At 66.6% G+C, this 24238-nt stretch carries 20 protein-coding genes and 1 pseudogene; 10 read left to right on the top strand and 11 right to left on the bottom strand.

Going from position 1 to position 24238, the window contains the following annotated elements; genetic code table 11:
• Positions 1–12: 12 nt before the first annotated feature.
• From UCD39_RS10755 to UCD39_RS10745, 3 genes are all read right to left on the bottom strand, one after another.
• Complete coding sequence (locus tag UCD39_RS10755; protein WP_330496024.1) at positions 13–1227, bottom strand: hypothetical protein; 1215 nt, start codon at positions 1225–1227, stop codon at positions 13–15.
• 49 nt (positions 1228–1276) lie between these two features.
• On the bottom strand, positions 1277–2416 hold the full coding sequence (locus tag UCD39_RS10750; protein WP_330496023.1) for a ferritin-like domain-containing protein: 1140 nt from the start codon (positions 2414–2416) through the stop codon (positions 1277–1279).
• 98 nt (positions 2417–2514) lie between these two features.
• The gene (locus UCD39_RS10745; protein WP_330496022.1) at positions 2515–4461 is read right to left on the bottom strand and encodes a hypothetical protein; all 1947 of its coding nucleotides are present in this window, start codon (positions 4459–4461) and stop codon (positions 2515–2517) included.
• Positions 4462–4742: 281 nt separating this feature from the next.
• Here UCD39_RS10745 and UCD39_RS10740 point away from each other — a divergent pair, with 281 nt between their 5' ends.
• Genes UCD39_RS10740 through UCD39_RS10725 form a run of 4 tightly spaced genes read left to right on the top strand, consistent with a single transcriptional unit; the run spans position 4743 to position 7987 of the window.
• Positions 4743–5039 carry a dehydroquinate synthase/iron-containing alcohol dehydrogenase family protein gene (locus tag UCD39_RS10740; RefSeq protein WP_330496021.1) on the top strand — a complete coding sequence of 99 codons (297 nt, stop codon included), beginning with the start codon at positions 4743–4745 and terminating at the stop codon, positions 5037–5039.
• Positions 5029–5925: a 3-dehydroquinate synthase gene (locus tag UCD39_RS10735; protein WP_330496020.1), complete on the top strand. Its 897-nt coding sequence runs from the start codon at positions 5029–5031 to the stop codon at positions 5923–5925. Before UCD39_RS10740 ends, UCD39_RS10735 begins: the two co-directional genes overlap by 11 nt.
• A complete protein-coding gene (gene eboE, locus UCD39_RS10730; RefSeq protein ID WP_330496019.1) occupies positions 5925–7121 on the top strand; it encodes a metabolite traffic protein EboE in 1197 nt (398 codons plus the stop codon). Before UCD39_RS10735 ends, eboE begins: the two co-directional genes overlap by 1 nt.
• Positions 7097–7987 (top strand): UbiA family prenyltransferase, encoded by an 891-nt coding sequence (locus UCD39_RS10725; RefSeq protein ID WP_330496018.1) that lies wholly within the window; start codon positions 7097–7099, stop codon positions 7985–7987. Before eboE ends, UCD39_RS10725 begins: the two co-directional genes overlap by 25 nt.
• Positions 7988–8006: 19 nt before the next feature.
• Here the strand turns inward: UCD39_RS10725 and UCD39_RS10720 are convergent, their stop codons facing one another.
• Positions 8007–9446, bottom strand: coding sequence for an alkaline phosphatase family protein (locus UCD39_RS10720; protein ID WP_330496017.1), 1440 nt, complete (start codon positions 9444–9446; stop codon positions 8007–8009).
• Between the two features lie 57 nt (positions 9447–9503).
• Between UCD39_RS10720 and UCD39_RS10715 the strand changes: the two genes are divergently transcribed.
• From UCD39_RS10715 to UCD39_RS10700, 4 genes are all read left to right on the top strand, one after another.
• Positions 9504–10298, top strand: a complete 795-nt coding sequence (locus tag UCD39_RS10715) for an EboA domain-containing protein (RefSeq protein ID WP_330496016.1) — start codon at positions 9504–9506, stop codon at positions 10296–10298.
• Complete coding sequence (locus tag UCD39_RS10710; RefSeq protein WP_330496015.1) at positions 10298–11200, top strand: TatD family hydrolase; 903 nt, start codon at positions 10298–10300, stop codon at positions 11198–11200. Before UCD39_RS10715 ends, UCD39_RS10710 begins: the two co-directional genes overlap by 1 nt.
• A 646-nt stretch (positions 11201–11846) precedes the next feature.
• On the top strand, positions 11847–13538 hold the full coding sequence (locus UCD39_RS10705; RefSeq protein WP_330496014.1) for an outer membrane beta-barrel protein: 1692 nt from the start codon (positions 11847–11849) through the stop codon (positions 13536–13538).
• 309 nt (positions 13539–13847) lie between these two features.
• Positions 13848–14189, top strand: coding sequence for a hypothetical protein (locus UCD39_RS10700; RefSeq protein WP_330496013.1), 342 nt, complete (start codon positions 13848–13850; stop codon positions 14187–14189).
• A 95-nt stretch (positions 14190–14284) separates the two neighbouring features.
• Here UCD39_RS10700 and UCD39_RS10695 read toward each other — a convergent pair whose 3' ends face one another.
• Positions 14285–14980, bottom strand: a complete 696-nt coding sequence (locus UCD39_RS10695; RefSeq protein WP_330496012.1) for a response regulator transcription factor — start codon at positions 14978–14980, stop codon at positions 14285–14287.
• A gap of 217 nt (positions 14981–15197) precedes the next feature.
• On the opposite strand from UCD39_RS10695, the gene UCD39_RS10690 reads away from it, so the two are divergent.
• A complete protein-coding gene (locus tag UCD39_RS10690) occupies positions 15198–16769 on the top strand; it encodes an ATP-binding protein (RefSeq protein WP_330496011.1) in 1572 nt (523 codons plus the stop codon).
• A 326-nt stretch (positions 16770–17095) separates the two neighbouring features.
• A complete protein-coding gene (locus tag UCD39_RS10685; protein WP_330496010.1) occupies positions 17096–19891 on the top strand; it encodes a TonB-dependent receptor in 2796 nt (931 codons plus the stop codon).
• Between the two features lie 39 nt (positions 19892–19930).
• On the opposite strand, the gene UCD39_RS10680 is transcribed toward UCD39_RS10685, so the two are convergent.
• The 6 genes and pseudogenes from UCD39_RS10680 to UCD39_RS10655 form a co-directional block, all read right to left on the bottom strand.
• Entirely contained in the window at positions 19931–20851 is a 921-nt protein-coding gene (locus UCD39_RS10680; RefSeq protein WP_330496009.1) for an acyltransferase domain-containing protein, read from the bottom strand.
• Positions 20848–21696, bottom strand: coding sequence for a triphosphoribosyl-dephospho-CoA synthase MdcB (gene mdcB / locus UCD39_RS10675; protein WP_330496008.1), 849 nt, complete (start codon positions 21694–21696; stop codon positions 20848–20850). Before mdcB ends, UCD39_RS10680 begins: the two co-directional genes overlap by 4 nt.
• The gene (gene mdcG / locus UCD39_RS10670; RefSeq protein WP_330496007.1) at positions 21693–22319 is read right to left on the bottom strand and encodes a malonate decarboxylase holo-[acyl-carrier-protein] synthase; all 627 of its coding nucleotides are present in this window, start codon (positions 22317–22319) and stop codon (positions 21693–21695) included. The genes mdcB and mdcG overlap by 4 nt, the downstream gene beginning before the upstream one ends.
• Complete coding sequence (locus UCD39_RS10665) at positions 22312–23034, bottom strand: biotin-independent malonate decarboxylase subunit gamma (protein ID WP_330496006.1); 723 nt, start codon at positions 23032–23034, stop codon at positions 22312–22314. Before UCD39_RS10665 ends, mdcG begins: the two co-directional genes overlap by 8 nt.
• Complete coding sequence (locus UCD39_RS10660; protein ID WP_330496005.1) at positions 23021–23950, bottom strand: biotin-independent malonate decarboxylase subunit beta; 930 nt, start codon at positions 23948–23950, stop codon at positions 23021–23023. Before UCD39_RS10660 ends, UCD39_RS10665 begins: the two co-directional genes overlap by 14 nt.
• Positions 23947–24132 (bottom strand): annotated as a pseudogene (locus UCD39_RS10655) (hypothetical protein); the annotation flags it as partial. The gene UCD39_RS10660 and the pseudogene UCD39_RS10655, both read right to left, overlap by 4 nt.
• Positions 24133–24238 lie beyond the last annotated feature (106 nt).

Here is a 24238-nt window from a genome sequence, read left to right as displayed (position 1 = left end):
GTTGGTGCCGCCTCAGTGTCCGCTCTTGGGGGCCTGGGCATGGATGAACAGGAAGGAGAAGTCGGACTTGTAGCGACTGGGGCCGGATACGGCCGTGGAGTGGCACGCCATGCAGCTGCTGGTTGGCTGCAGGTAGCTTTCCATGGTCACGTTGGCCAACAGGTTGGGGGTCGGCGTGCCCAGCGGGTTACCGGGATCGCCAGGATCAGCGGGATGCTGGGTGCCAACCAGCTCATAATATTTCACGAACGTGGAGCCATACTGCGCCTGGATCTGCTGGTTGACGGCCGCCACGGCCGACGGGATGGCGGTCACGCGGGTCAGGGGGTCCGGCGTCTGAAAGGTCTTGCCCGGCTTGGGCGTGCAGGGCAGCACGCCGACCTGGCAGGGCGACTGGTTCACGTCACTGGGCTTCGCGTTGGGGTCGGAATAGGATGCCTTGCCGTTCGGGGCCGGCGTCACATTGTCCACCTGCTCAAAGGTGGACCAGATCCACTGCGGATACCCCTTGGCCTTGACGATGATGTGCAAGCCCACCAAGCCCAAGGTCGCCGCCTTGGTGCCATTGGGCTTGCCGTTGGCGTCGAAGGTCTCCACCGTCGTCGCCAGGGTCAGGTAGCGGGACATGTCGTCCTGGGCGGTCAGGATGCGCCAGCTGGCCTTTATCTCGGTCGCCCCCTCGGGAAAGGCGATATTGCGGGCCGCGTTCACGGTGTTGGCGTTATAGAAGCCGTTGGCGACGATGTAGTCGTAAGACACGCGGTTGGCCGCAATCTCGTAGTAGGTGGGGTTGCCCGCCTGATCGATCAGCCAGCCGCCCACCGGCTGCAGGACGGTGCCCATCGCGCTTTTCATAACGGCGGTGGAGGCCTTCGCCGTCTGCTTGAACAGCGTCGGCGTCAGGGAGGAGTTCCACGGCCCGGGGTTCTGGGCGTTGGGCAGGAAGATTTCGTCCACCGTCTTGTAGGTCTGCCAGACGGTGCCCGACGTGCTGCCTCCCAGGGGTTTGGTGCAGTCCGGCACGCCACGGTCGCCCACCTGCGGCGTCCAGTTCAGGGCGATGAACATCTGCCAGGCGTAGGTGGCGAATGTCCCGGCGTCGCCGCTGGGCGGCGGCGGCGTGGCGGGGAATTGGCAGGCGTTGCCGCCCGCCTGTTGCGCCTGGGCCGGAAGGGCGCCCAGACCCAATGCCAAGACCGCGGCTGCCGCGATTGCTGTCCGTTTCATGAAAGCCCCCTGTATACAGGATGTTGCGCCGCGATCGCCGGCGGGGTGGTCAGGACTGGGCCGCCACGGTCTCCGCCGTCACTATGGGCGCGGCCGCGAAATCGGCGGTTGCGCCGGCAGGCGCGAACTGGAAGGCTGGGGCCGCGTAGAGTGTGTCGCCGGTTGGCGCCGAACCATCCGCCGGTTGGTTGACCACCTTTTCCAGCACCACCAGGCGCAACTCGAACATCAAGCCCAGGGAGGCGCGCAGCTTGTTCGGCTCGCCATTGAAGGTGGTGTGCAGGGCGTTCAGCAGGCTTGTGTAGGTGTAATTGGCCTGGGCCACCCCGCTGTAGGCCAGCGTGTCCGGCGCGTAGTCGGACAGGTGGCTGTTTTCCACGAACTGGATAACGCCCTCAGGCTCGAAGGGCACTGGCGCGCCGGTGAAGGAATAACCCTGGGGCGCCATCGGATCCCGCACCAGGCGATGGCCGGCCACGATCTCCTCGAAGCGGTAGTAGTGGGCCGGCTGACCGTCGCCGTCGAAGGGATTGTGGGATGTTCCCTCGCCTTGGCGCTTGATCACTTCCAGCGCCCGCACCGCGGACGCCACGTCGGTCACGGGGAAAAGCTGATCAGGCGGGAACCAGGCGTTGTCCACCACCTGGCGCGCCGGATCGCCGGTGAAGATGCCTTGGCCCAGGGCCACGATGCGGGCGATGATGGCGTCGTAGAATTCGCCGATGGTGGCGTATCCGCGTTCGCCCGGCGCCTTCAGCAGGCGGGGGAAATGCTGCGGCGTTTCTGGCAACTCGATGCGCATGAAGACGTTCTGGACCAGATCCAGGCTCAGCGGCGCCAGCCCCACGATCAGGCCGTCATCCACGTTCATGGGCAGGGGCCCGGGATATGTGGGGATGAACTTGGGATGGTTGATCACCGGCCTGCCGCCGATGGCGTTCAGCACGTTGGCGGCGATGGTCATGTGCAGCATCTCCTCCACCACGATGGAGTGGATGATCTGCGCAGCCGCGACGTTGTGGCCCTTCTTGATGGAGTAGAGGGCCGAAAGGTAGGGCGGGATGGTGGAGTGCTCCAGCTCCACCGCCGACTGCAGGAAAGGCCAGAGGTCGGCGGCGCAGGCCGCCCCCTTCAGACGCTGGAGGATGTCGGGGCGGAGGCTGAGGTGGCGGGCGGCGTTGGTCGACATGGGCGGGCATCTCCGATCGGGGGGCGGGCGCGCCAAAGAGCGTGTTCTTGGCGCGCACCAGCGGGGTCTGGCCAGCGGGGAACAGGTGTCGGCGCCGGTCAGGCGCCGGCCTTCGAGCCCGCCTTGGATTTGGCATAGGCGCGGGCGAAGGTGGTCTTGCCACCGGCGGGCGCCACGCCCTCGACCGGGGCGGCTGCCGTTTTCAGGTCCGTCGCCGGAGCCGGGGCCGGGGTCGTCGGTGTCGTCGCGTGGGCCAGCGCGGCCTGGAAGTCCGCATCCTGGTCCAGGACGCCCAGCCACTTGACGATGGTTTGCCGCTTGCCCTCCGACAGGTCACGGGTGACCGGCATGTAGTTGGGGTCGGTGATATCCAGCGAGAACGCCAGCGACAGGATTTCCCGGTTGTGGAAAACCGACAGCGGGTTGTTCAGGTTGACCAGCCGCCGGCTCATGATGGGGTAAAGGTTGGCGTACTGCTGGAAGATGGGCTCGATGTTGGCGGCCCAGGTCGGGGTTTGCGGCACCGGATAGGCGTCGCGTAGATGGACGGCGATGACCTCGAAGGGGCCGAAATTCTGCCGGCTCTCACCAGCGATCTGATAGGTGATGTTGTAGAGCTGACCATCGATGTAGCCGCGCGGATTGTTCGGCGGCGACCCCTGGACGGTGATGGTCACCGTGCCGTCGGCGCCGGTCGCCACCGTGGTGGGAAAATTGAGGGCCGACATGGGAATGCCCGCCGCTGGGATGGGGGCGGCGGGCTGATCGATGCCGTAGCCACCGCCCAGGCCGTCCATCTCGCCGGTCTGGGCTAGCACCAGGCTGGTGAAGGGCGTGGGCTGGCCATAGCTGGCGGCGTAGAGGGTGGTGGTGACGCCGACCGGCCCATCCTCGCTGCTGTCGATGCGCAGCACGAAGGGTTCGGCGCCTACGAATTGGCCGCCGGCGGTTTCGCGGATGGCGACCAGGGGCACGGGCGCGTTCTGGGGCTGGGTGGCCAAGGCGAGGGGGGTATAGACGCCGGGTGACTGGTTGTTCAGCTGGGTCTTGTTCAGCGTGAACTCCGCGATGCCGCCCGCCCTCAGCAGCCAGTCGGGGTCCTGGTAGGGGACGGTGCCGATGGACTGGAAGTTGCCGACGCCGGCGGGCCCGCCTTCCGCCGTGTTGGGCCCCAGCAGCGACCCCACGGTCATGGTGCCGAGATCCAGCGGCTGATAGTTCTTGTCGATGGGCAGGGCGTTGCCCAGGTCGAGCAGCAGCCGGTGGTCGTTGCCCAGCGTGCCGGTGAAGAAGTTGATGTTGTTCCACGAGGTGGAACCGCTCTGCGGCGCGAAGCGGCGTCCCACCACGAAGGATTCTGGCTCCCCCACGAAATAGGGGCCGATGACGCCGGAAACGGTGCCGAAAGTGAAGCCGGGCTGGGTATGGTCATCACGGTAGGCGTAGGTGACCAGTCGGATCGATAGCTGATCCCCCTCGGTCTTGTCGCGCAGCTCCTTAAGGAAGGCGCTGTCGGGCAGATCGTCCGCCCATTCCACCCCCGTCAGCACCGACTGGAACAGAGCCGAGGCCGCGGCATCCCCCCCTAGGCCGGAAACCCGCGTGAACCATAGGTCGCGGAAGGGGTTGGGGGCGTATTTGCCGCCGACCAGCGTCGTGGCTCCTGTGGCGTCGACCTTGGCCAGGCGCACCACCAGGCCCCACAACTGCGAGGCGAGCTGCCATTGCGGGTCGATGTCGACGATCTTGCCACTAGTGCGGGTGTTGGAATCCAATACCGCCATGCCCACAATGGGGTCGACGCTGGGGTCGTCCGTGCTGCGCCCATCGGCGTAATGCACGCCGCGCACCACGCAGTCGATCAGCCGGAACGCCCCCGATCCCGAGGGATTCCACCAGCCATCCGCCTTGTCGCCGTGCCCGTATTCCTGATACTCGGGCAAGAAGCTGGCGCTGTCGTAGTGGCGGACGTCGTTGTTGACCGTCGACGGATCCGCCTGGAATCGGCCGGAAAACACCAATCGGGTCGCGTTCAAATAACTCATGGCGTTGGCCCCTGTCGTGAAGGTGCGCCAATGCGGATGAACCGCTACGGCAAGAAGATTGCGGCACGGAAGACGACCGGCGGCGGAGCCATCGGCGACCACCATCCCGGCGCTTCGGAAAATTCAATTAAAGCGTATGGGGTCGCGCTATGCGTCACATACGACTAGATCTGTGCGGAAACGGCATACGCCATTGATTGATTGTCTGTGTGGCTATACCATTTTATCGAGCACTATAAAAGGTATTTGCACGCATGAACCTTCAATCCAAAGGTGTGGCTGTGCCTGCGCACATCAGCGGCACCGGTGACATCGTTCGTCAGCGCTTTGCCGTGACCTACGATTACGCCGTCGCCTTCACCCGGGACTGCTTCCATCCGCGGAACGGGACCCTGGCCGCCGTGATGGCCGCCGGGGCGGGCTCGCGGGCGCGCTGTCTGGTCTTCCTGGACATGGGGGTGATGGAGGGACACCCCGGCCTGTCTGACGCCATCAGCGCCTATTTCCATACCCGCGCCGATGTGCCGGCCCTGACGCGGGCGCCCATCCCACTGCCGGGGGGAGGGGGTGAAGAATGAGGCGCACTATATCGGCCGCATGCACGACGCGATTTTCGACGCTGGCATCGATCGCCACTCCTATGTGTTGGCCGTGGGGGGCGGCGCCTTTCTGGACGCGGTCGGCCTGGCGGCGTCGACAGCCCATCGCGGTGTGCGTCTGATCCGGATACCCACCACCGTCCTGGCCCAAAACGACAGCGGCGTGGGCGTGAAGACAGCCATCAACCGCAATGGCGCCAAAAACCAGATCGGTACGTTCGCCCCACCCTGGGCGGTGGTGAACGACTCCGCGTTCCTCGACACCCTGCCGGCCCGCGACCGTGTTGCCGGCATGGCGGAGGCGGTGAAGGTCGCGCTGATCCGCGACGGCTCCTTCTTCCAGTGGTTGGAACGCAACGCCGACGCCCTGGCCCTGTTCGAACCGGCGGCCATGGACTGGATGATCCGGCGCTGTGCCGAGCTGCACATGGCCCAGATCGCCGGGGGCGGCGACCCGTTCGAGCAAGGCAGCGCCCGGCCCCTGGATTACGGACACTGGATCGCCCACAAGCTGGAAAGCCTGACCCGCCACCATCTGCGCCATGGCGAGGCGGTGGCCATCGGCCTGGCGCTGGACACCCGCTACTCCGTCCTGGCGGGCATGCTGCCCCCAGGAGCGGAGACCCGCGTCGCCGTTTTGCTGGAGCATCTGGGCTTTCGCCTGTGGCACCCCATCCTGGCGCGGCCGGCGGCGGAGGTACGGGCCCTTGCCCTGGCGGCGTTGGAGGAGTTCCGCGAACATCTGGGCGGGAAACTGACCATCACCTTGCTGGCCGGGATCGGCCACGGGGTGGAGGTGCACGAGATGGACACGGCGCTGATCACGCAGGCGCTGGACTGGCTGGCCGAACGGGAGACCCCTTGATGCGCCTGCCCGGAGGACAAGGCTGGCTGGGCTACTGCCTGAACGTCCACCCCACACAAACCATGGCCGACGTCAAAGCGGCGCTGCTGGGCCCGGTGCGCGAGATCAAGCGGCGGCTGTGTCCTGACGCGCCCTTCGCCGTGGGGCTGCGCCTGTCGGCGGAGGCGGCCGCCGATCCGGATGCGGCGGCGGCCGAACTGGCCGACCTGTTCGCTGCCGAGGGGTACGTCGCCTACACCATGAACGGTTTCCCCTACGGTCCCTTCCACGGCGTCAGCGTCAAGACCGACGTATATCAACCGGATTGGACCACGCCGGAGCGGCGGCACTACACGGCCAATCTGGCCCGCATCATGGCGGCCTTGATACCGGCCGGCGGCACCGCCACCATCAGCACCGTGCCCGGCGGCTTCGCCGGCAGCACCCGCGACCGGCAGGACCGCGTGGCCGATGGCCTGCTGCGCAGCGTCGCCGACCTCGTGGCCCTGTGGCGCCAGACCGGCCGCACGGTGGCGCTGGCCCTGGAGCCGGAGCCCTGGTGCCTGCTGGAAACCACGCAGGATGCCGTGAGATTCTTCAAGGACTGGTTGTTCACCCCGACGGCGGTGCTGCAATTGGCGGCGCTGGCGGGCCTCACGCCCGACGAAGCCGCCGCCGCCCTGCCCAGGCACCTGGGACTGTGCCTGGACGTGTGCCATATGGCGGTGGCGTTCGAGACACCGGAGGAAACCTTCGCGTCCCTGGCCCAGGCCGGCATTCCCATCCACAAGGTGCAATTGAGCGCCGCACTGCGGATTGACCGCATGGATGCGGAAGCGCGGCATCAGGTGGCCGCCTTCAGGGACGCCGTCTACCTGCACCAGGTGGTGACCCGGGCGCCGGACGGGGCCACCCGCCGTTTCCTGGACCTGCCTGAGGCGCTGGCCGCCGCTGGGGATGGCGAGGAATGGCGCATCCATTTCCATGTGCCCGTCTTCACGGAGCCGCGCCCGCCGCTGGGCTCCACCCGGCCGGTACTGGAGCGGGTGCTGGCGCTGCACCGGGCGCGACCGATCTCCGCTCATCTGGAGATAGAGACCTATACCTGGGACGTGCTGCCCGCCGGCACCGGCCTCATGGAGGATTTCGGCGGGGTTGCGGACGTCACCGGGGGCATTGAGAGGGAATTGGAATGGGTCCTGCGCCAGCTGTCCTGATCCGGCCGCGCGCCGTGTTGATCCTGGGCCGGGTCTCCAACCTGCCGACGGTGCTGTCCAACGCCCTGGCCGGCATCATCCTATCCGCGGGGGGCCCGGGAATTGGCGCCGCCGTCGCCGTCCTGCTGGCGCTGGTCCTGTTCTACACCGGCGGCATGTACCTGAACGACGCCATGGATGTGGAGATCGACGCGCGCGAACGGCCCGGCCGCCCCATTCCCAAGGGCGACGCCTCACGCGCGGCGGTGTTCACCGCCGGCTTCGCCCTGCTGGGCTTGGGCCTGGTCCTGGCGGCGGCGGCGGGCCCGCGCGCCGGTGTCGTGGCGGGCGCCCTGGTGGGCGCCATCCTGCTCTATGACTGGATACACAAGCGGACGGCGGCGGCCCCCCTGGTCATGGGGCTCTGCCGCCTGCTGTGCTATGGCACGGCGGCAGCCATGGCCGGTGGACGCCTGGACGCCCACGGTCTGTGGATCGGCGGCACGGGGCTGTTCTGCCTGGTCGTGGGCCTGACCTACGCCGCCCGGCAGGAGGCTTATGACCGCTTGGGCGCCGCCTGGCCGCTGGCCGTGCTGGCCATGCCGTTGATCATCGCCATCGGCGCCGCGCTGACGGGGCAGGGAGCCGTCCCGCTGGCCCTGGCCTTGAGCCTGGCGTTGGGGCTGGCCTGCGCCGCCGGCCTGCGCCGTTTTTTCCGCCGCGCGCCCGGCGATGTGCCCCGGGCGGTGGCGCTGCTGATCGCGGCCATCGCCCTGTATGACGCCGCGTTGATCGCCGCCGCCGGGGGCGACGTCGCGGCGGTGGCCGTGGCGGTCCTATGCTTCCCCCTAACCTTGATCCTGCAGCGTGTGATCCCAGGCACCTGACGGCGTGGCCGTCGGGCGGTCAGTCGAATACATGCGCCAGCACCAGCGCCTTGAAATCCGTGGCGGCCACGGCCCCCTCCGGCAGCAGATGGGGGGCCGAACTGATGACCAGCGGCCCCTGTGCCGGATCGTCGGTGAGGCGGCCATGGGACCCACGCACCAGCGCCTTGTCGCCGGCGGAGATGACATCCATGAGGCGGCGCTGGCCAAGCTTGCGCAAGGCCAGGCGCCAGGCCGAAGCCAGCTTCGGCCACCGCAGGGCAGGATCGAAGAACAACTCCATCGGATCGTAGCCCGGCTTGCGGTGAATATCGACGGTGCGGGCGTAATCGGGCGCGCGGGCGGGATCCGTCCAGTAATGGTAGGCGAACCAGCGATCAGCCCGGCTGATCGCCACCAGTTCGCCAGCGCGCGGATGATCCAGCCCCTGGGCGCGCTTTTCCGCCTGCCCCCACACCGCCTCGACCCCGTCGAGGCCGGAGACCAGATCCCTGACCCGGTCGATATCCTGGGGGGCGCGGACATAGATGTGCGCCACCTGGTGGTCGGCCAGGGCGAAAGCGGCGGACGCGCCGGCGTCGAAAACGTCACGGCCCAGTTCGGACCGGACGGCGATCAGCCCGGCCTCGCGCAGCGCGCGGTTGATGAAGATGGCCTCTGTGACGGGCGTGATGCCGTATTCCGACACGACGACCACCCGGGCGCCGGCGGCCTCGGCGTCGGCGATCAAATCACCGGCCAGGGCGTCGACATCGCGCAGGGCCTGGCGTACCGCCGGGTGGGAAGGGTCGGGCCCGAAGCGCTGCAGATCATAATCCAGGTGGGGCAAATAGGTCAGGGTCAGCGTCGGCTGGTGCGCCGTCATGACATGGCGGGTGGCCTCCGCGATCCAGCGGCTGGCGGTGATGTCGGCCATCGGCCCCCAAAAACGGAACAGGGGGAAGGTGCCCAGCCGTTCGGTCAGGGTGTCGCGCAATTCCGGTGGATGGCTGTAGCAGTCCGGTATCTTGCGGCCATCCGCCGGATACAGGGGCCGGGGTGTCACGCTCCAATCCGCCGACGCATACATGTTGTACCACCAGAACAGCTTGGCGCAGGTGAAGCCCGGATCGCGCGCCTTGCCGGCCTCCCACAGCTTTTCCCCCTGGACCAGACGGTTGGACTGACGCCACAGCATCACCTCCGCCTGGTCGCGGAAATACCAGCCGTTGGCCACGGCGCCATGCCCGGAAGGCGGCAGGCCGGTCACCAGCGTGGACTGGACCGTGCAGGTCACCGCCGGCGTCACCGTCGCCAGGGGCCGCAGCCCGCCACGCGACGCCAGAGCCGCGAGATGGGGGTGTCGGCCCCCACCAGATCGGGGGTGAGCCCCACCACAAGAAGAACAACGGTACGATGCATATTTTTGGGATACCCCGCCGCGTCGGATCGTTTTTCGCGTGCTATCATCCTGCAACATGTATCATTATGATATGCATAAGGAACAGATTAAAACCTTAAGTACGTGGTTGTGCGCATGAACGACGCTGCTCAGGAGTTGTTGCGGGACTGGACCGCCCGGCAGGCGCCGGCGGCGGGGCGGGAATGGCTGGACGCGCGGCTGGGCCAGATCGGCGCCATGCCCCCGGGCGATCCGGCCGCCGAAAGGGCCTTGGCCATCGCCTTTGGCCAGGTCCCGCGCCAACTGGGGCGCGGTCCCCTGGCCCTGACGGCCGACGACATCGCTGCGGCGGAAGCGGTGCGGCCCGGCTGGCGGCCCCAGTCATGGAGCCTGGAAGGGGCGGCCCGCATCCTGCTGCTGCTGCGCTGCCCGTCCGCCACGCCTGATACCTTCCACGCGCGCTTTCAACGGCTGCGGCGGGCGGCGGACCCGGCGGAACAGGTCGCCCTTTTCCAGGGGCTTCCGCTCTATCCCGATGCCCACGCGCTGGTGGATGAGGTGGGGGAGGGCCTGCGCACCAACATCCGCCCCGTCTTCGAGGCCATCGCCCATCACAGCCCCTATCCGCGCGAGCATATGGATGAGCATCGCTGGAACCACATGGTGCTGAAGGCGCTGTTCGTCGACAGCACGCTGGCCCCCATCCAGGGGCTGGACGCGCGGGCGAACCCTGATCTGGCCCGCATACTGCGCGATTACGCCCGGGAACGGCGGGCGGCGGGCCGACGCATATCGGTGGAGTTGTGGCGGTGTCTCGGCCCCTTCGCCGCCGAGATCGGGGCGGTTGACGACTTGGCCTTGGCGGCGCGTAGCGACGATCCGGAGGAGCGCGCCGCGGCCGGCGCGTGGATGGAAAGGGAACACTTCTGATGCAGTATATCGATCCGCATGCCCACATGATTTCGCGGACCACCGATGATTACCAGGCGATGGCGGCCGCCGGTGTGGTCGCGGTCATCGAACCCGCCTTCTGGCTGGGCCAGCCCCGCACCCATGTCGCCAGCTATGCCGACTATTTGTCCGCCATCCTGGGTTTCGAGCGGTTCCGCGCCAGCCAGTTCGGCGTCCACCATTACTGCACCATCGGCCTCAATTCCAAGGAGGCGAACGATGAGGCGTTGGCTGAGGCGGTGATGGAAATCCTGCCCCTGTTCGCGCAAAAGGACGGTGTCGTCGCCATTGGCGAGATCGGCTATGACGAACAGACGGCGCTGGAGGACCGTTATTTCCGCCTGCAACTGGATCTGGCGCGGGAGTTATCGCTGCCGGTCATGATCCACACCCCACACCGCGACAAGAAGCAGGGCACGCTGCGCTCCATGGCCGTTTGCCTGGAACACGGCCTGTCGCCGGCCCAGGTGGTGGTGGATCACAACAATGAAGAGACGGTGCGCGACGTCCTGGACCAGGGCTTCTGGGCCGCTTTCTCCATCTATCCCAGCACCAAGATGGGCGACGCCCGCATGGTGGAGATACTGAAGCGCTACGGTGCCGACCGGATCATTGTCAACTCAGCCTGCGACTGGGGCATTTCCGATCCCCTGGCGGTGCCCAAAACCGCGCGCCTGGCGCTGGAGCAGGGGGTTCCGGCCGAACAGGTGAGTCTGGCCTGCTATGCCAACGCCCTGACGGCCTTCGCCCCGAGTGGTCAAATTTCCGAAACCGACTGGGCAGGGCCGGCCGTCATTGATCAGCGGACCTCCTTCGCCGGCAACTCCATCCTGAGAGGGGGCCGTGATGCCGTGGTCACGGGACCTGACTCTGCCTTTTAAGCGATGGCCGGCGCCGCTCAGGAAGGGCCGAACCGGGCTGCGCTGATAGATCACCTGACGGTACCCGCCACACCGGCCGCCGCGAGTGCCGGTGTGGCCCTGCCGCCTCCGATGGGTTTTGAGGGAGTTGCCGGCAACATGTCGGCATCCCAATCTCGGCATTACCGTCCATCCCGCGTGCCCTCACCGTTTCATTTGCAAAACGCTTATGATGGGGGAACCACCCAAGCGTCCCGGGCGGAAAGGCAGATGGACGGAAAAATCTTTTGTAAACAATGAGATGCAGATTTCCGTGGGGTGACTTTATAAATGCCCCATAAAGATATTACGTTTCAATGATCCAAAAAAATAAATAATGCTGGGGAAATTTAAGATGCCTTGCAAAATAATAAATAATTAAATTCCGGCAAAATCACTAAAGTGTTCTTATAAACATAACGGGCCTATGCCATAGAAATTTTATCGTCCTTTGCGGTTATCTTCCCTCGCCGTCGCATTTGCGCGGCAGTTGCTGTCCTTTCACCTTCGTGCCGGGTGCTGTCATTCAGTATTCGGCATGGTGGAAGTGCTTAGCGGTCAGGCTCGCTCCTGATCGGGCAAGGCGGCAATTGACGAAGGGGGTAACTCAGCTATGGATTGGTGTGAAATGTTCAAAGGTGGTCCTGTCCGCCGCGCCCGGGGCGGGTCAGCGCGGACTCTGCTTCTTGCCACGGCCGTGCCCGCGTCGCTGCTGATGTCGTCGGCGGTCCTGGCCGATGAAGTCGCGGACCCGTCCACGCCCGGCGCTCCCGCGTCGGCGGGGGCGTCGTGCGATCCTTACACGACCTATTCATGCCTGGACGGATATTTAGGTACCGGTTTCTTTGAGCGGCTCGCTAATTACTACGCGCTGGAATGGGGACAGGCGGCCGCCCCGTCCGATCCCAATGCGCCAGCCAGCCGCCGTGATGACTGGCCCGCCACGCCGCAGTCCAATCCGCCCATGCCCTTCACCGAATGGCCTTATGGTGGCGCGACCGCGCTGGGCGTCACCCGCCCCAACTCGGTCGACTCCCCCCTTATGGTCGCCTTGGGCAACACCGCGCCCGGCGAATGGCTGCAGGATCACAATTTCCAGCTCTACGGCTGGGTCAACGCCGGCTTCAACGTCAGCAGCAACACCGTTCGTCCCGGTGGCAACGCGCCCATCGCCTATGCCTACACGCCCAACACCGTGCAGTTGGACCAGGTCGTCCTGTACCTCGACCGCTTCCCTGACACGGTGCAGACCGATCATATCGACTGGGGTATGCGCCTGTCGGCCATCTATGGCGAGAATTACCGCTACACGACGTCATACGGCATCGCCAGCTATCAGCTTCTGAAGAAAAACAACGTCAATGGCTATGATTTCCCCATGCTTTATGGGGAGCTGTACATTCCGCAAGTGGCGCAGGGACTGATGCTGCGCGCCGGGCGTTATATTTCGCTGCCCGATATCGAGGCGCAGCTCGCCCCGAACAACTACATGTATACGCATTCGATGACGTATACGTTTGATAACTACACGAATGAGGGCGTGCAGGCCACGCTGGCCGCGACGAAGAACCTGTTCCTGCAGTTGGGTGTCAGTATCGGCACCGAGGCGCCGTTCTGGCATTGGGGGGAAAGGGTCAAGAACCCGGCGCCCAATCCGCTCTACCCCGGCAACACTTTCCTGAAGGATCCGGGGGCCAAGCCGTCGCTGACGGGCTGCGTCCGCTATACCACGGACAGTGGTAATGACAACGTCTATGCCTGCGCCAACGGGATCAATAATGGCGTCTGGGGGTACAATAACCTCCAATGGTACGGCGTGACTTACTATCATAAGTTCAATGATAAGTGGCATCTGTCCTGGGAAATCTATGACCTGCACCAGAATGGCGTGCCCAATCTGAACAACCCCACGGCCATGGCCGCTTATAACGCCGGGGGCACACCCTTCTCGCCGCAATACATGCCTTACAACGCGCCTGGTTTGGCCAATTGCTCCAACCCCAACGCGCTGACCTGCCGTGCCACCGCCATCGGCACGGTGGCCTACCTGAATTACCAGATTACCCCGCGGGACAACATTTCGTTCCGGCCGGAGTTCTTTGATGACCAACAGGGGCAGCGCACTGGTACGAAGGCCCAATACTTCAACCTGGGTATTGGCTGGCAGCATTGGTGGTCTCCCCAGGTCGAAATTCGGCCCGAAATTGACTGGGATCGGTCGCTGGGCGTGAATGCCTTCAACGGCAACGCCAACGCCGGCATTGCTCCGGACCGCAAATACACGGTCATGGGGGCCATGGACGTGATCCTGCACTTCTAGAAATGGGAGGGGCGGGGGCGATCAAGATGTCGGCGCGAAAGAAACCGCGACGGATCGGCCCCCGCCATTTCCTGGCCGTGGTTGACCATGACACCCGACGATTCTCACTGGAAGGTCCCATGCGGGATAACACGGTGTGGATGGAGGAGTGCCTGCGGGCAAGCCGCGCCGGAAGAAGAATTTCAATATCCCGGGTGGAGAAGAGGCAGGACAAGGCCTTCGCCTTGTCGATCCAGGCCCGGGGATATGAGCAATGGCCGGCGCGAACCATCCTCGCTCCGTGCGCCGCCGACAAAAATGGAGACTGACATGAAAAAGGTGCTGCCCCTTGCTGGCGTAGCCATGGTGATCCTGTGCGCCGCTGGGACCCTGGCGTCGCCGGCCCAGCCCGACGCGGCTTGCGCCGCCCCCCTGGCCGCCGTGACACGGCAATGGGATGACGTGGGCTTCCAGGTACCCGCCAAGCCAGCCCAAATCTATGTCGTGGGTAAAGCGGGCCGCCAAGTTTCGGAAATCGATTACGCTTTTCTCAAGAACCAGTTGGTGCTTGCGTCCCACGAATGCGACGCAGGGGACACCAGCGATGCGCTGCGCCATATCGCGGCGATGCGGCACCGTCTGGCCCAGCTGGGTCTGTCCCCGGAGCAGTGACACGACACCTGGAATGATGCCGCGCCCGGTTTGGCCGTCGGTATCACCCAGTCGCTTTTCCGGGGCGGCGCCCCGGACATAAGTCCCGGCGCCCTTCAGGTGTCGGCCGTCAGCCGATAGCCGATACCCATCTCAGTGCGGATGAGCCGGCCGCGGCCCGGCTCATCCCCCAGCTTCAAGCGCAACTGTCGCACATAGACGCGCAGATACTGCGGGTCCACGGGCGCCTCCGCCTCGTCACGGATTTTCCGCAGGATGAAGTCGTGGGTCAGGATCTTGCCCCGGTGTTCCGTCAGCACCCTCAGGATCCTGAATTCCGTTGGTGACAGGCGGACCTCCGCCCCGTCGCGATAGACGCGCTGAGCCACCAGGTCGATCTCCAGCGGTCCCACCCGCAGGCGGGCCTCGGTTCCCTTCATCTGATAGCTGTGCTTCAGGGCGACACGCAGGCGCGCCGCCAGTTCACCCACGCTGAACGGCTTGGTCACATAGTCGTCGGCGCCCAGGTCCAGGGCCTTGATCTTGTCGGCCTCATGGTCGCGGACGGACAGCACCAGCACCGGCACGGGGGAGCTGCGGCGGATTTCCGCCAACACGTCAAAGCCGCTCATGTCCGGTAGGCCGAGGTCCAGGATGACTGCATCGAAGCCGCCCTTGCCCAACCTGTCCAGCGCGGCCCTGCCCAGGCGGGCCTCTGTGACCTTGAAGTTGTGGCCACTGAGGCCCAGTCGCAGCAGGCGCTGGATCTGGGGTTCATCATCAATGGCGAGGATGCTGGGGTTCAGGGACATCGTCAGGCTGGGAGTTTCCTGGGGCCGAGGGGAGGGGCTTCGCCCGTCCCCCGGCGCCGGGGGACGGGCCCAGGATCTTGTTGACAAGCGGGGCGGCGCGATCGCGTTCATGGGTGATGGCGAAGCGCGCCCATCATTGCAACGACAGGCGATTGTTTAGGGCGCGGCAAATTGTCTGGGGCCCGTTCAAGGCGGACGGCCCGCATGTGGGAATGACATGAACGATACCCAAGTAAAAGTGGAAACACTCATGGCGCCTGGTAACGGTCCGATATTTGCTGCGGCCCCTCGGAAATTGCTGACGCGGTTGCCGATTTTGCTCGGGCCCTATGTCATCAGTTTCGCTATGGTGCTGATGGCCACCGGTGTCGCGTACTTGGCGGACCGGCTGGTGGCGCCCGCCAGCCTTGCCACTATCTACTTGAGCGCCGTGGTTTTCAGCGCCCTGCGCTATGGCTGGGGGCCGTCCCTGGCGACCAGCATCCTCAGCATCACCGCCTGGGATTTCCTGTTCATCCCGCCGGTCTATCATTTTGAGGTCGGCAGCCCGGAAGACCTGTTGGCCATGGCGCTGTTCTGTATCGTGGCCGTGGTGGTCAGCGAGTTGGTGTCCCAGATCAGAAGCAAGACAGCGACCATCAAGTTGCAGGCGGACACCACGGCCGCCCTGTTCGCCTTTTATCGCGAGATCACCAGCGTCGACACGGAGGAGGCGTTGAGCCGAACCATCGCGCGGCAAGTGGCGGGCCTGCTCGGCGGCCAGGCCGCGCTACAATGGTCGGGGGCGGACGGCCTCATCACTGGCGGCGAACCGGTGTCCGGCGCGGCGTCGGACACCGAATTGCGGGACTTGATGGTGCAGTGGCGGGCGGAGCAGGCGGCCGGCCTGCGGTTGCGGCCGTTGTGCAGGCCGGGGGCGTGCCTGGTTCCGCTGTGGGCGTCGGGAGCGCTGTTGGGGGTATTGGCGGTCTTCCGGCCGGCCACGTCGCCCTTTCTGCCGGCGGAGTTCGACCTGTTGCACGCCCTGGCCGATCAGGCCGCCCACGCGGCGGAGCGGATGCGGCTGACGGCGCAGGTGCAGCAGGTGCAGGCCCAGGCGGAAACGGAGCGTTTGCGCAACGCCCTGCTGACCTCTATTTCCCATGACCTGCGCACGCCCCTGTCCACCATCATGGGGGTGCATTCCGTGTTGCTGGACCCTGAGGCGGGCAACAGCCCCGCGGAACGGCAGGAACTGTTGGCCGGCGCCCAGGAAGAGGCGGATCGGCTCGACCGCTTCATCGGCAACCTGTTGGACATGACACGGCTGGAGGCCGGCGGGCTGCGCTGCAGGCGTGAGGCGGTGGATGTGGCGGATGTGGTGGACGCCGCCCTGGAACGGGTCGCCGCCGCGCGCACGGGGCGGCCGCTGACCATCGCCGTGGCCCCGGACCTGCCCATGGTCATGGCCGATTACTTGCTGATGGAGCAGATCCTGTTCAACCTCCTCGACAATGCCCTGAAGCATACCCCGCCGGGCACCGCCATGACCGTTTCGGCGACATCCCAGGGTGGGCAAGTGCAAATCAGCATCGAGGATGAGGGGCCGGGCATTCCCCCGGATGCCCTGGAGGCGATTTTCGACAAATTCAGCCGCTTGCGGGCGGGCGACGCCAAGCGGACGGGCACCGGCCTGGGGTTGGCCATCTGCCGGGGGTTCGCCCAAGCCATGGGCGGGGACATTTCCGCCGGTAACAGACCCGGCGGCGGTGCGGTGTTCCGCCTGTGGTTGCCGGGCGCCCCTTCTTGATAACCCGTGGACGCCCTGGGCATCGCCCGGGCCGGCCGGCTCATCCGATCGATACCCGATTCGTCCGGGCGTCCCACCGGCGTCGACAGCGCGCAGGGCGGTTGCTTGGCCTCTGCCGCCTTAGATTTCCGGCTGCCATAAGGGCTTCAACCGCAGGGGAATGAGCGAATGGCATAGGGGGCGGCACCCGGAATATCAAAAGTTATACATTATGCAATGTTCACGGCCCCGCATCGAAACTGCAACGGAGACAACGGACAAGCCCCTTCGAACAACAGCTGGCGCACGTCGAACGCAGCCAGCGCCGATGATGAAGGAGCGAGGGGATGATCGGCTTTGGTGGGGTGGGCGCGGGGCGCCGCCAGGCGCTTCATTGGACGGTGAGCGGTACGGTGCTGTTGGCCCTGTTGGCGCCAGTGGGGTTGGCGGCGATGGCGCGGGCTGCGGATGGGGCCGCCCCGGCGGATCAGCCCATGAGCGATGTGCTGGTCACAGGCGAACGCGTAGACGGAACCCAGCGGGCGCTGGACGAAAAGCGGGAAAGCACCGCCGTCACCAGCGTCATGTCGGCCGAGGAGATCGCCCAGCATCCCGGTGGCAACATCGTCGACATCATCACCCATCTGCCTGGCCTGTCGGCGTTCAGCGACATGGGACTGGGCCAGGCGGCCACGGGTGAACAGGAATACGTCTCCATCCGGGGCATCGACTCATCCTACAACGCCTACACGCTGAACGGCGTGCGGGTGCCGGCGGCGGATGCCAACAGCCGCGCCCTGTCGCTGAAAATGGTCGCACCCTATGGCATCCAGGCGGTGACGGTGAACAAGACCCCCACCGTCGACATGGATGGCGACAGCATCGGCGGCACCATCGACATCCGTACCCCGTCCGCCTTCGATTTCGCCGGTCCCATGACCAAGGTGACGATGCAGGGCGACTATTCTGACCTGGCCAGCAAGACTGGCGCCGACTTCATGGGCGGCGGCGGCCAGATCGAAACGGCGCAACGCTTCGCCAACAACATCGGCCTGTACGCCACCGGCTATTTCACCCGCAAGAACACGGCGGGCGAAACGGTGGAGGCCACGGGCTATGGGCCGACGCTGGCGTCGGAGGCGACACAGACCGATTTCACCAAGGTCCACGGCCTGTCGGCGGCCGGCGTGCGCTACGACTATTACGAGGATGAGATCACCCGCTACGGCGGCAATTTCACCCTGGATAAGCAGGACCAGGACCAGCGCTATTACATCCTGGGCTCTTATTCGAAATACCAGGTCAAGGGGACCGACACCCAGCACAGCATCAACGGCGGCCAAGTCTGCTATTACTGTAACGGCACGACCTTCAGCGAGCAGGGCATCCTGCCCGGCACCTATTTCCAGCTGCGCGACCAGAATGAGGAACTGCTGACCACCAAGGTCGGTGGGCGGAACGTCTGGGACCGGCTGGCGGCCGACTATGATTTCTCCTACGGCTACAGCCGGATCGAGCGGCCCAACTATGTCGAGGGCAGCGCCTACGGCCCCGTCGACACGACGGGGACCACCTCCTTCGACCTCAGCGATCCAGCCGCGACCAAGGTCACCTACGGTACGCCGGCGGACAAGGCTTATGCCCTGAGCCAGACCTCGGACCGGCTGTGGAAATTCCAGGGATCGGACAGCTCCCAGGAAAACACCATGTACAGCGGCAAGGTGAACCTGAACTACAGCGTGCAGCAAGGGATTCTGGACACTATCCGGGGCGGGCTGAGCCTCAGCCGGTCCGACCGTTACCAGTATCAGCACCAGTTCTTCGGCAACAACGGTGACAACTTCGTCATCCTGGACTCCAGCGGCGCCGTGCGCCCCTACTACAATCCGGCGGGTCCGACGGTGCAGGCGCTGGCGGGACGCAACCTGTCGTCCTTCCTGGACGGCACCTACGCCGGCCGGTTCCGCGTCCTGGACCGCTCCACCTATGAGAACGGCGCCCTGCCGTACAAATACACCAGCCAGTACGGCCTGGACCCCAGCACTGGCCAGGTGACCGGCAATCCGGGCGCCTACACCTACAACGACTACATCCGCAACACGGTCTACGGCACCGAGGACATCTACGCCGCCTATGTCGAGGCGAATTTCCAATACCGCGATCTGCGCGCGACGGTGGGGATGCGCTATGAGGATACCGATTTCGCCAGCCGGCAGTGGCAGGTGGATGGTGACGGTGGCGCCTGGAAAACCAGCTCCAACCATTATGGCGAGGTCCTGCCCAGCCTGATCCTGACCTACCGCCCGGATGAGGCCTTCGTTTACCGCGCCGCCGTACGCCAGTCCTTCTCCCGCCCGGCGTTCGGCCTGATCGCCAGCCCGGTGACCATTTCCCGCAACGACGTCACCGGCCAGATCAACGGGATCAGCCAGGGCAACCCCAACCTGAAGCCGTCGGAGGCGACCAACTACGACCTGTCGGCCGAATACTACGGGCCGGACCAAATGGTGGTGGAGGTCAACGCCTATTATAAGTCCATCCGCGACTTCATTTACGCCGCCAGTTCCTCCGGTGCGGCGCCCAGCGCCAATGTCGCCACCGCCAACAATGGCGGCATCGTCGTCAGCGAGTATGAGAACGGCGGCAACGCCGACCTGATGGGCCTGACCTTGGATGCCCGGCGCAAGCTGACGGAACTGCCGGGCGTGTGGGGCGGCTTCGGCCTCGGCGGCTCGGTGACGGTGCAGCACAGCTCCGCCGACAGCCGGCGGCCCGACCATTTCGGCCGCGACTCCTGGCTGCCGCGCGCGCCGGAGCTAATGTACAACGTCGACCTGTTCTACGAGAAGGATGGCCTGAAGGCCGACCTGTCCTTCCAGTACACCGGGCTGCAACTGGTGGGCCTGACCAGCAACAACCTGGACACCTACCTGCAGCCGGTGAAAAGCCTGGACTTCAGCGTCAGCTATCCCTTTGCCGGCGTAACGGTGACCTTGGCCGCCAAGAACCTGACGGACAATGTCCAGTTCTACAAAACCCTGGGCAAGACCACGCAGTACCTGGGCACCCAAGATGGCGGCGGTAACGGTTCCTATGTGGAAACCGGGCGCTTCATCACGCTGACCGCCGCCTATCAGTTCTGAGGGGGCTTTTTCCAAGGCAAATGGGCTGGCCGTCCGCTGTCAGCGGGCGGCCAGCCAGGCCCGCACGCCGCCGATGGTGCGGAAATCGTCCACCGCCCGCACATCGGCGTTGGGTAGGACGGCCGCCGCCATGTCGGCCAGGGCGCGGCCGGGGCCCAATTCCACCACGGTGGTCACGCCCCGTTCGCCCAGGGCGTCCAGCACATCCGCCCACACGATGGTTTCCGCCACCTGGGCAGCCAGCCCCGCTAGGGCTTGGCCGGGGGTGATGACCCGCCGGGCTCCGCTGGCCGTCATCAGGCCCAGGGCGGGACGTGCCGCCGGCGTCGCTTCCAGGGCAGCGGCGAACGGTGCCACCGCCCCGGCCAGGCGGGGGGTGTGAGAGGCGACGCGCACGGCCATGGGTGCCGCCCGCGCCGCCCCTTGGGCCAGGGCAGCGGCGCAGAACGCCTCCGTCGCCGGCCGTGTCCCGCCGACAACGAACAACTGGTCGGGGTTCACGATGGCGATGGCGCAATCGAAGCGCCGGGCCAAGTCTTCGACGACGGCGCGGGGCAGCCCGCGCACATAGGCCAGTTGGTCGTCCGGTCCGCCCGCGGCGTCCATGGCGCGCGCCCGCTGATCGACCAGGGCCAAGGTGTCGGCGGCACTCCATACTCCGGCGACGCCCCAGGCCGCCATTTCGCCGACGCTGTAGCCTGCCACGATGGTTTCCGCCGGCGCTCTCTCGGGGAACAGGGCCGCGGCGGTGGCCAGGGCGCGGGTCACGCACAGGATCTGCCCCTCCCGATTGGCATGCAGGGCGGCGTCGGGCGCCGTTCGGCAGAACTCAACGGGATGGACGCCCAGCACGACGGTGGCGGCCGTCAGGACCGCCCCGGCCGCCGGCACCTCCGCCAGCACATCGAAGGTGGTGCGATCCTGCCGGCCCTGGCCGGAGCAGAGCAGCGCCAGGGTCACGCTTCCACCATTTCCGTGAACAGCGCCATGGCCAGCAGGTCGGCGCATCCGCCGGGGCTGAGATTGCGGGCGACGAAATCCTGATGCACCGCCTTGGCCTGCCAACGCCAGCGCGGGTGACCCACACCGCCCTCGCGCAAGAAGCCGCGCGCGGCGTCCCGGGCGAACGCCAGCCCCTCCGCCCCACCGCGATACAGCAGGTTGCTGTCGTCCACAGCGGCGATCAGGGCCATGCAGGCGTGGACGCGCGCCGCCTCCTCATCCAGCGGCGCCAGCCGGCGCCCCTCGGCCAAGGCGGGGCGGGCGATGTCATAGACGCAGGGCATGCCGGCGGCGGCCTCTTCCCGGGCGCCACCGACGCGATACCGTCGCGCCACCACGCCGCCATGGCTGTCCGTTTCCTGCGGCGTGGCGGTGATCTCGGTGCCCCAGCGTTGGGCGATCAGCGCGCCCAGCGACCCCTGCCAGGGGCGGGCCGTGGCCAGGCCCGCCGCCGCCGACAGCAGGCCCAGCCCGAAGATGGCGCCGCGGTGGGTGTTCACTCCACCCGTGGCCTGGCGCATGGCCCGTTCCGCCGCCAGCCCGATCTGGCGCAGCCGGTCCATGCCGGCATCAGCGGCGCCAGCCTCCGCCAAGGCCACGAAAAAGGGCTCAAGCGTCCAAGCACTGAGGCGCAGCAGGTCGGCGTTCATGTCGCGGTGGGCGCCGGTGTCGATGTGGCTGACCAGGCCGGGCTTGGGCCAGGTTTCCACTTCCAGGACCAGCGCCCGCGTCGCCTGACACCCGATCCAGCGGGGATCCGTTCCCCGAATGTAGGGCGTCCGTGTCTGGGGAAGGGATGTCATGGAAACACGCCCTCTCGCGGGACCAGGGTGGTGGCGTCCGCCGTCTTGACCAGCAGGTCCGGCGCGTCCGACAGCCACTCGCGCCACTGCACGCCGGCACCGGCGGGGGACAGCAGTTCGGCGTCCAGGCGCATCGGCGCATCCACCGCGATCTCCGCCAGCGCGGTCGTCAGCCGGGCGGCCTCCGCCCGTGTCGGACAGGGGATCAGTAGGTCCAGGTCCGACGTGGCCGTCAGGTAGGGCAGCCCGGTCAAATGCTGCCACGCCAGGCTGCCGAAACAGCGCCAGGCGGGTTCCCAGGAAAGCAAGGCGTCGATGACCGCCTGCCAGGCGTCCGGCGCCGCCGCGCGGGCGTCCCGCAAAAGCGGCGGCGGTGCCACCCACCGGATCGCGTCCGGGGGGCAGGACAGGGCCAGGCGCTTGCGGCCCATGCCCGGCGGCAGTGGCAGACCCAGGGGAACGGCCCCGGCCGGGTCGCCGCACAGCCGTCGGCGGAAGATGGCCGGCCGGCCGAAGTCCGCCCAATCCAGCACCGCGTCCTCCAGGCCGGCCACCTGGTTGCGCCAGGCGGCGGGGGTCAGGTAGGCCAGGTCGTGGCGTCGGGCGGCAGCGGGGTCAGCCATGGGCCAGCGCCAGCCGTTCCACTTCGCGCGCGATGGCAGCGGCCTTCTGCCGGCCGCCCCGGTCCAGTCCCCACTGCGCCCGGTCGTCCCCGGCAGCGGGCCGGGCGAGCACGGCCTTCAACTGGTCGCTCAGCGGCTGGGCCGGGTCCCAGATTTCCGCGATGGCGCCGGTGGCGAACAAATTGTCCAGGCCGGGGGCGAAGACCGGCGTGGTGGCCGCCTTCTCCTTCAGCATGTCGACCGACAGCTTGGTCACCCGCGCCATGGAGGGCAGGTCCATCACCTCGGGCCAGGCGCCGGGCAGGGCCGCCAGTTCCCCACAGGCCAGGGCGGTGGCGATGAAGGCGCCGGCGGCACTGCCGCCGTACAGCAGGCCGATGGTCCGGTGGCCGGCCCGCTCGGCCTGCCACAACGCCTTCGCCAGATGGGCCAGTGTCTCGCTGAGCCCCATCAATTCATCGCGGCGGCTCATCCTCTGGCTGCCGGAATCCACCAGGAACAGCAGCGGCGCCGGGTCCGGCCGCGCGGCGATGTCCAGGATGCGGCCGGCCAGGGTCAGGGCCTCGTCCACGCCGGGATAGGTCTTGCCGGTGATGCCGATGACATCCACCGTCGTCTGCCCGTCAAGCCGGCCAGTGCCCGCCAGAAGGCCGCCCTCCTCGGTCACCTGGTGGCCGGCAGGGAACAGCGAGGTGAGGATTTCAGCGGGCAGCATCGGCGCCCTCCCGTTGGCGGTTGGCGATGGTCAGGAAGGTGTCCAGGTCCATGTCGGGCACGTCGGTGGGCTGGTTGACACCCAGCCGCGCCCACACCTCGGTCCCATCGGCGGCATCGCCGAAGCGGGCCAGGCGGCGTTCCAGCCGCGCCTGTTCCGCCGCCAGAACGGTCTGGTCCAGCGTGGCGGGACGGTCCAGCGCCGCCAGGGCGCCGGCACGGAAGGCGGCGACGGTGTCGGCCACGAACAGGTCGACGCCGCCGATGAGGTAGCGGTGCTTGCCCCCCATGGTGCGCCATACCAGCGCCCGGTCCTTGGAGTCGAACTCCTCCACGCCCTTGTTGGTCTCGATGACCTCCGGCCCCGAGACGGACAGCCGCCCCTGTTCGGAAATGACCAGCGCGGAGCAGCAGCCGGCGATCAGGCTGCCGCCGCCGTAGCAACCGGCGCGCCCGCCCAGCAGCCCGACCACGCGCACGCCCGCCGCCCGCGCCTGCAACGTGGCGCGGATGATTTCGGAAATGGCCAGTTCGCCGGCGTTGGCTTCTTGCAGGCGTACCCCGCCGGTATCGAACAGGATGACCACGTCCCGCTTCATCTGCCGGGCGGCATGCAGCAGGCCGGTCAGCTTGGCGCCATGCACCTCGCCAATGGCGCCGCCCATGAAGCGCCCCTCCTGGGCCGCCACCAGGACGGGTTTGCCCGCCAGGGCGCCAGCGCCGACGACGATGCCGTCATCGAACTGGCGCGGCAGGTTGAACAGGGCCAAGTGTGGGCTCAGTTCCCGGCGCTGGGGCCCAAGAAATTCGGTGAAGCTGCCGGTGTCCAGCAGATGGGACAACCGGCCCCGGGCCGACTCCTCATACCAGCTGCGATGCGGATCGGCGTGCGGTGGGACGGGGGTGGGGCTGGTCATTCCGGTTTCTCCATCAGGCGCACACCTTGGGCCAGCCGTAGCGCCACCGTGTCCGGCCGGGCGCCACCGTCGTTGATGGTGATGCGCAAGCCGCCAGCGGCTGATCGCGCGGCGAAGTCGGCCGTCACCGCCTGCCACAGGTCGGCGAAACCATGGGCCGGGGTGGCGATGTCGATGACACAGCGGTCGGCCGCCTCCCCCGTTCCAGCAACACCTCGAGGTTGCCGGAGGCGACGACACCGACCAGGGCCATGGCGCGAGTTCCGCCGGCGGGCTTGGTCGTGCTCA

The sequence above is a fragment of the Nitrospirillum karajorum genome (assembly GCF_036348415.1).
Lineage (GTDB): Bacteria > Pseudomonadota > Alphaproteobacteria > Azospirillales > Azospirillaceae > Nitrospirillum > Nitrospirillum amazonense_B.
This window is presented reverse-complemented; position numbering and strand designations above follow the sequence as displayed.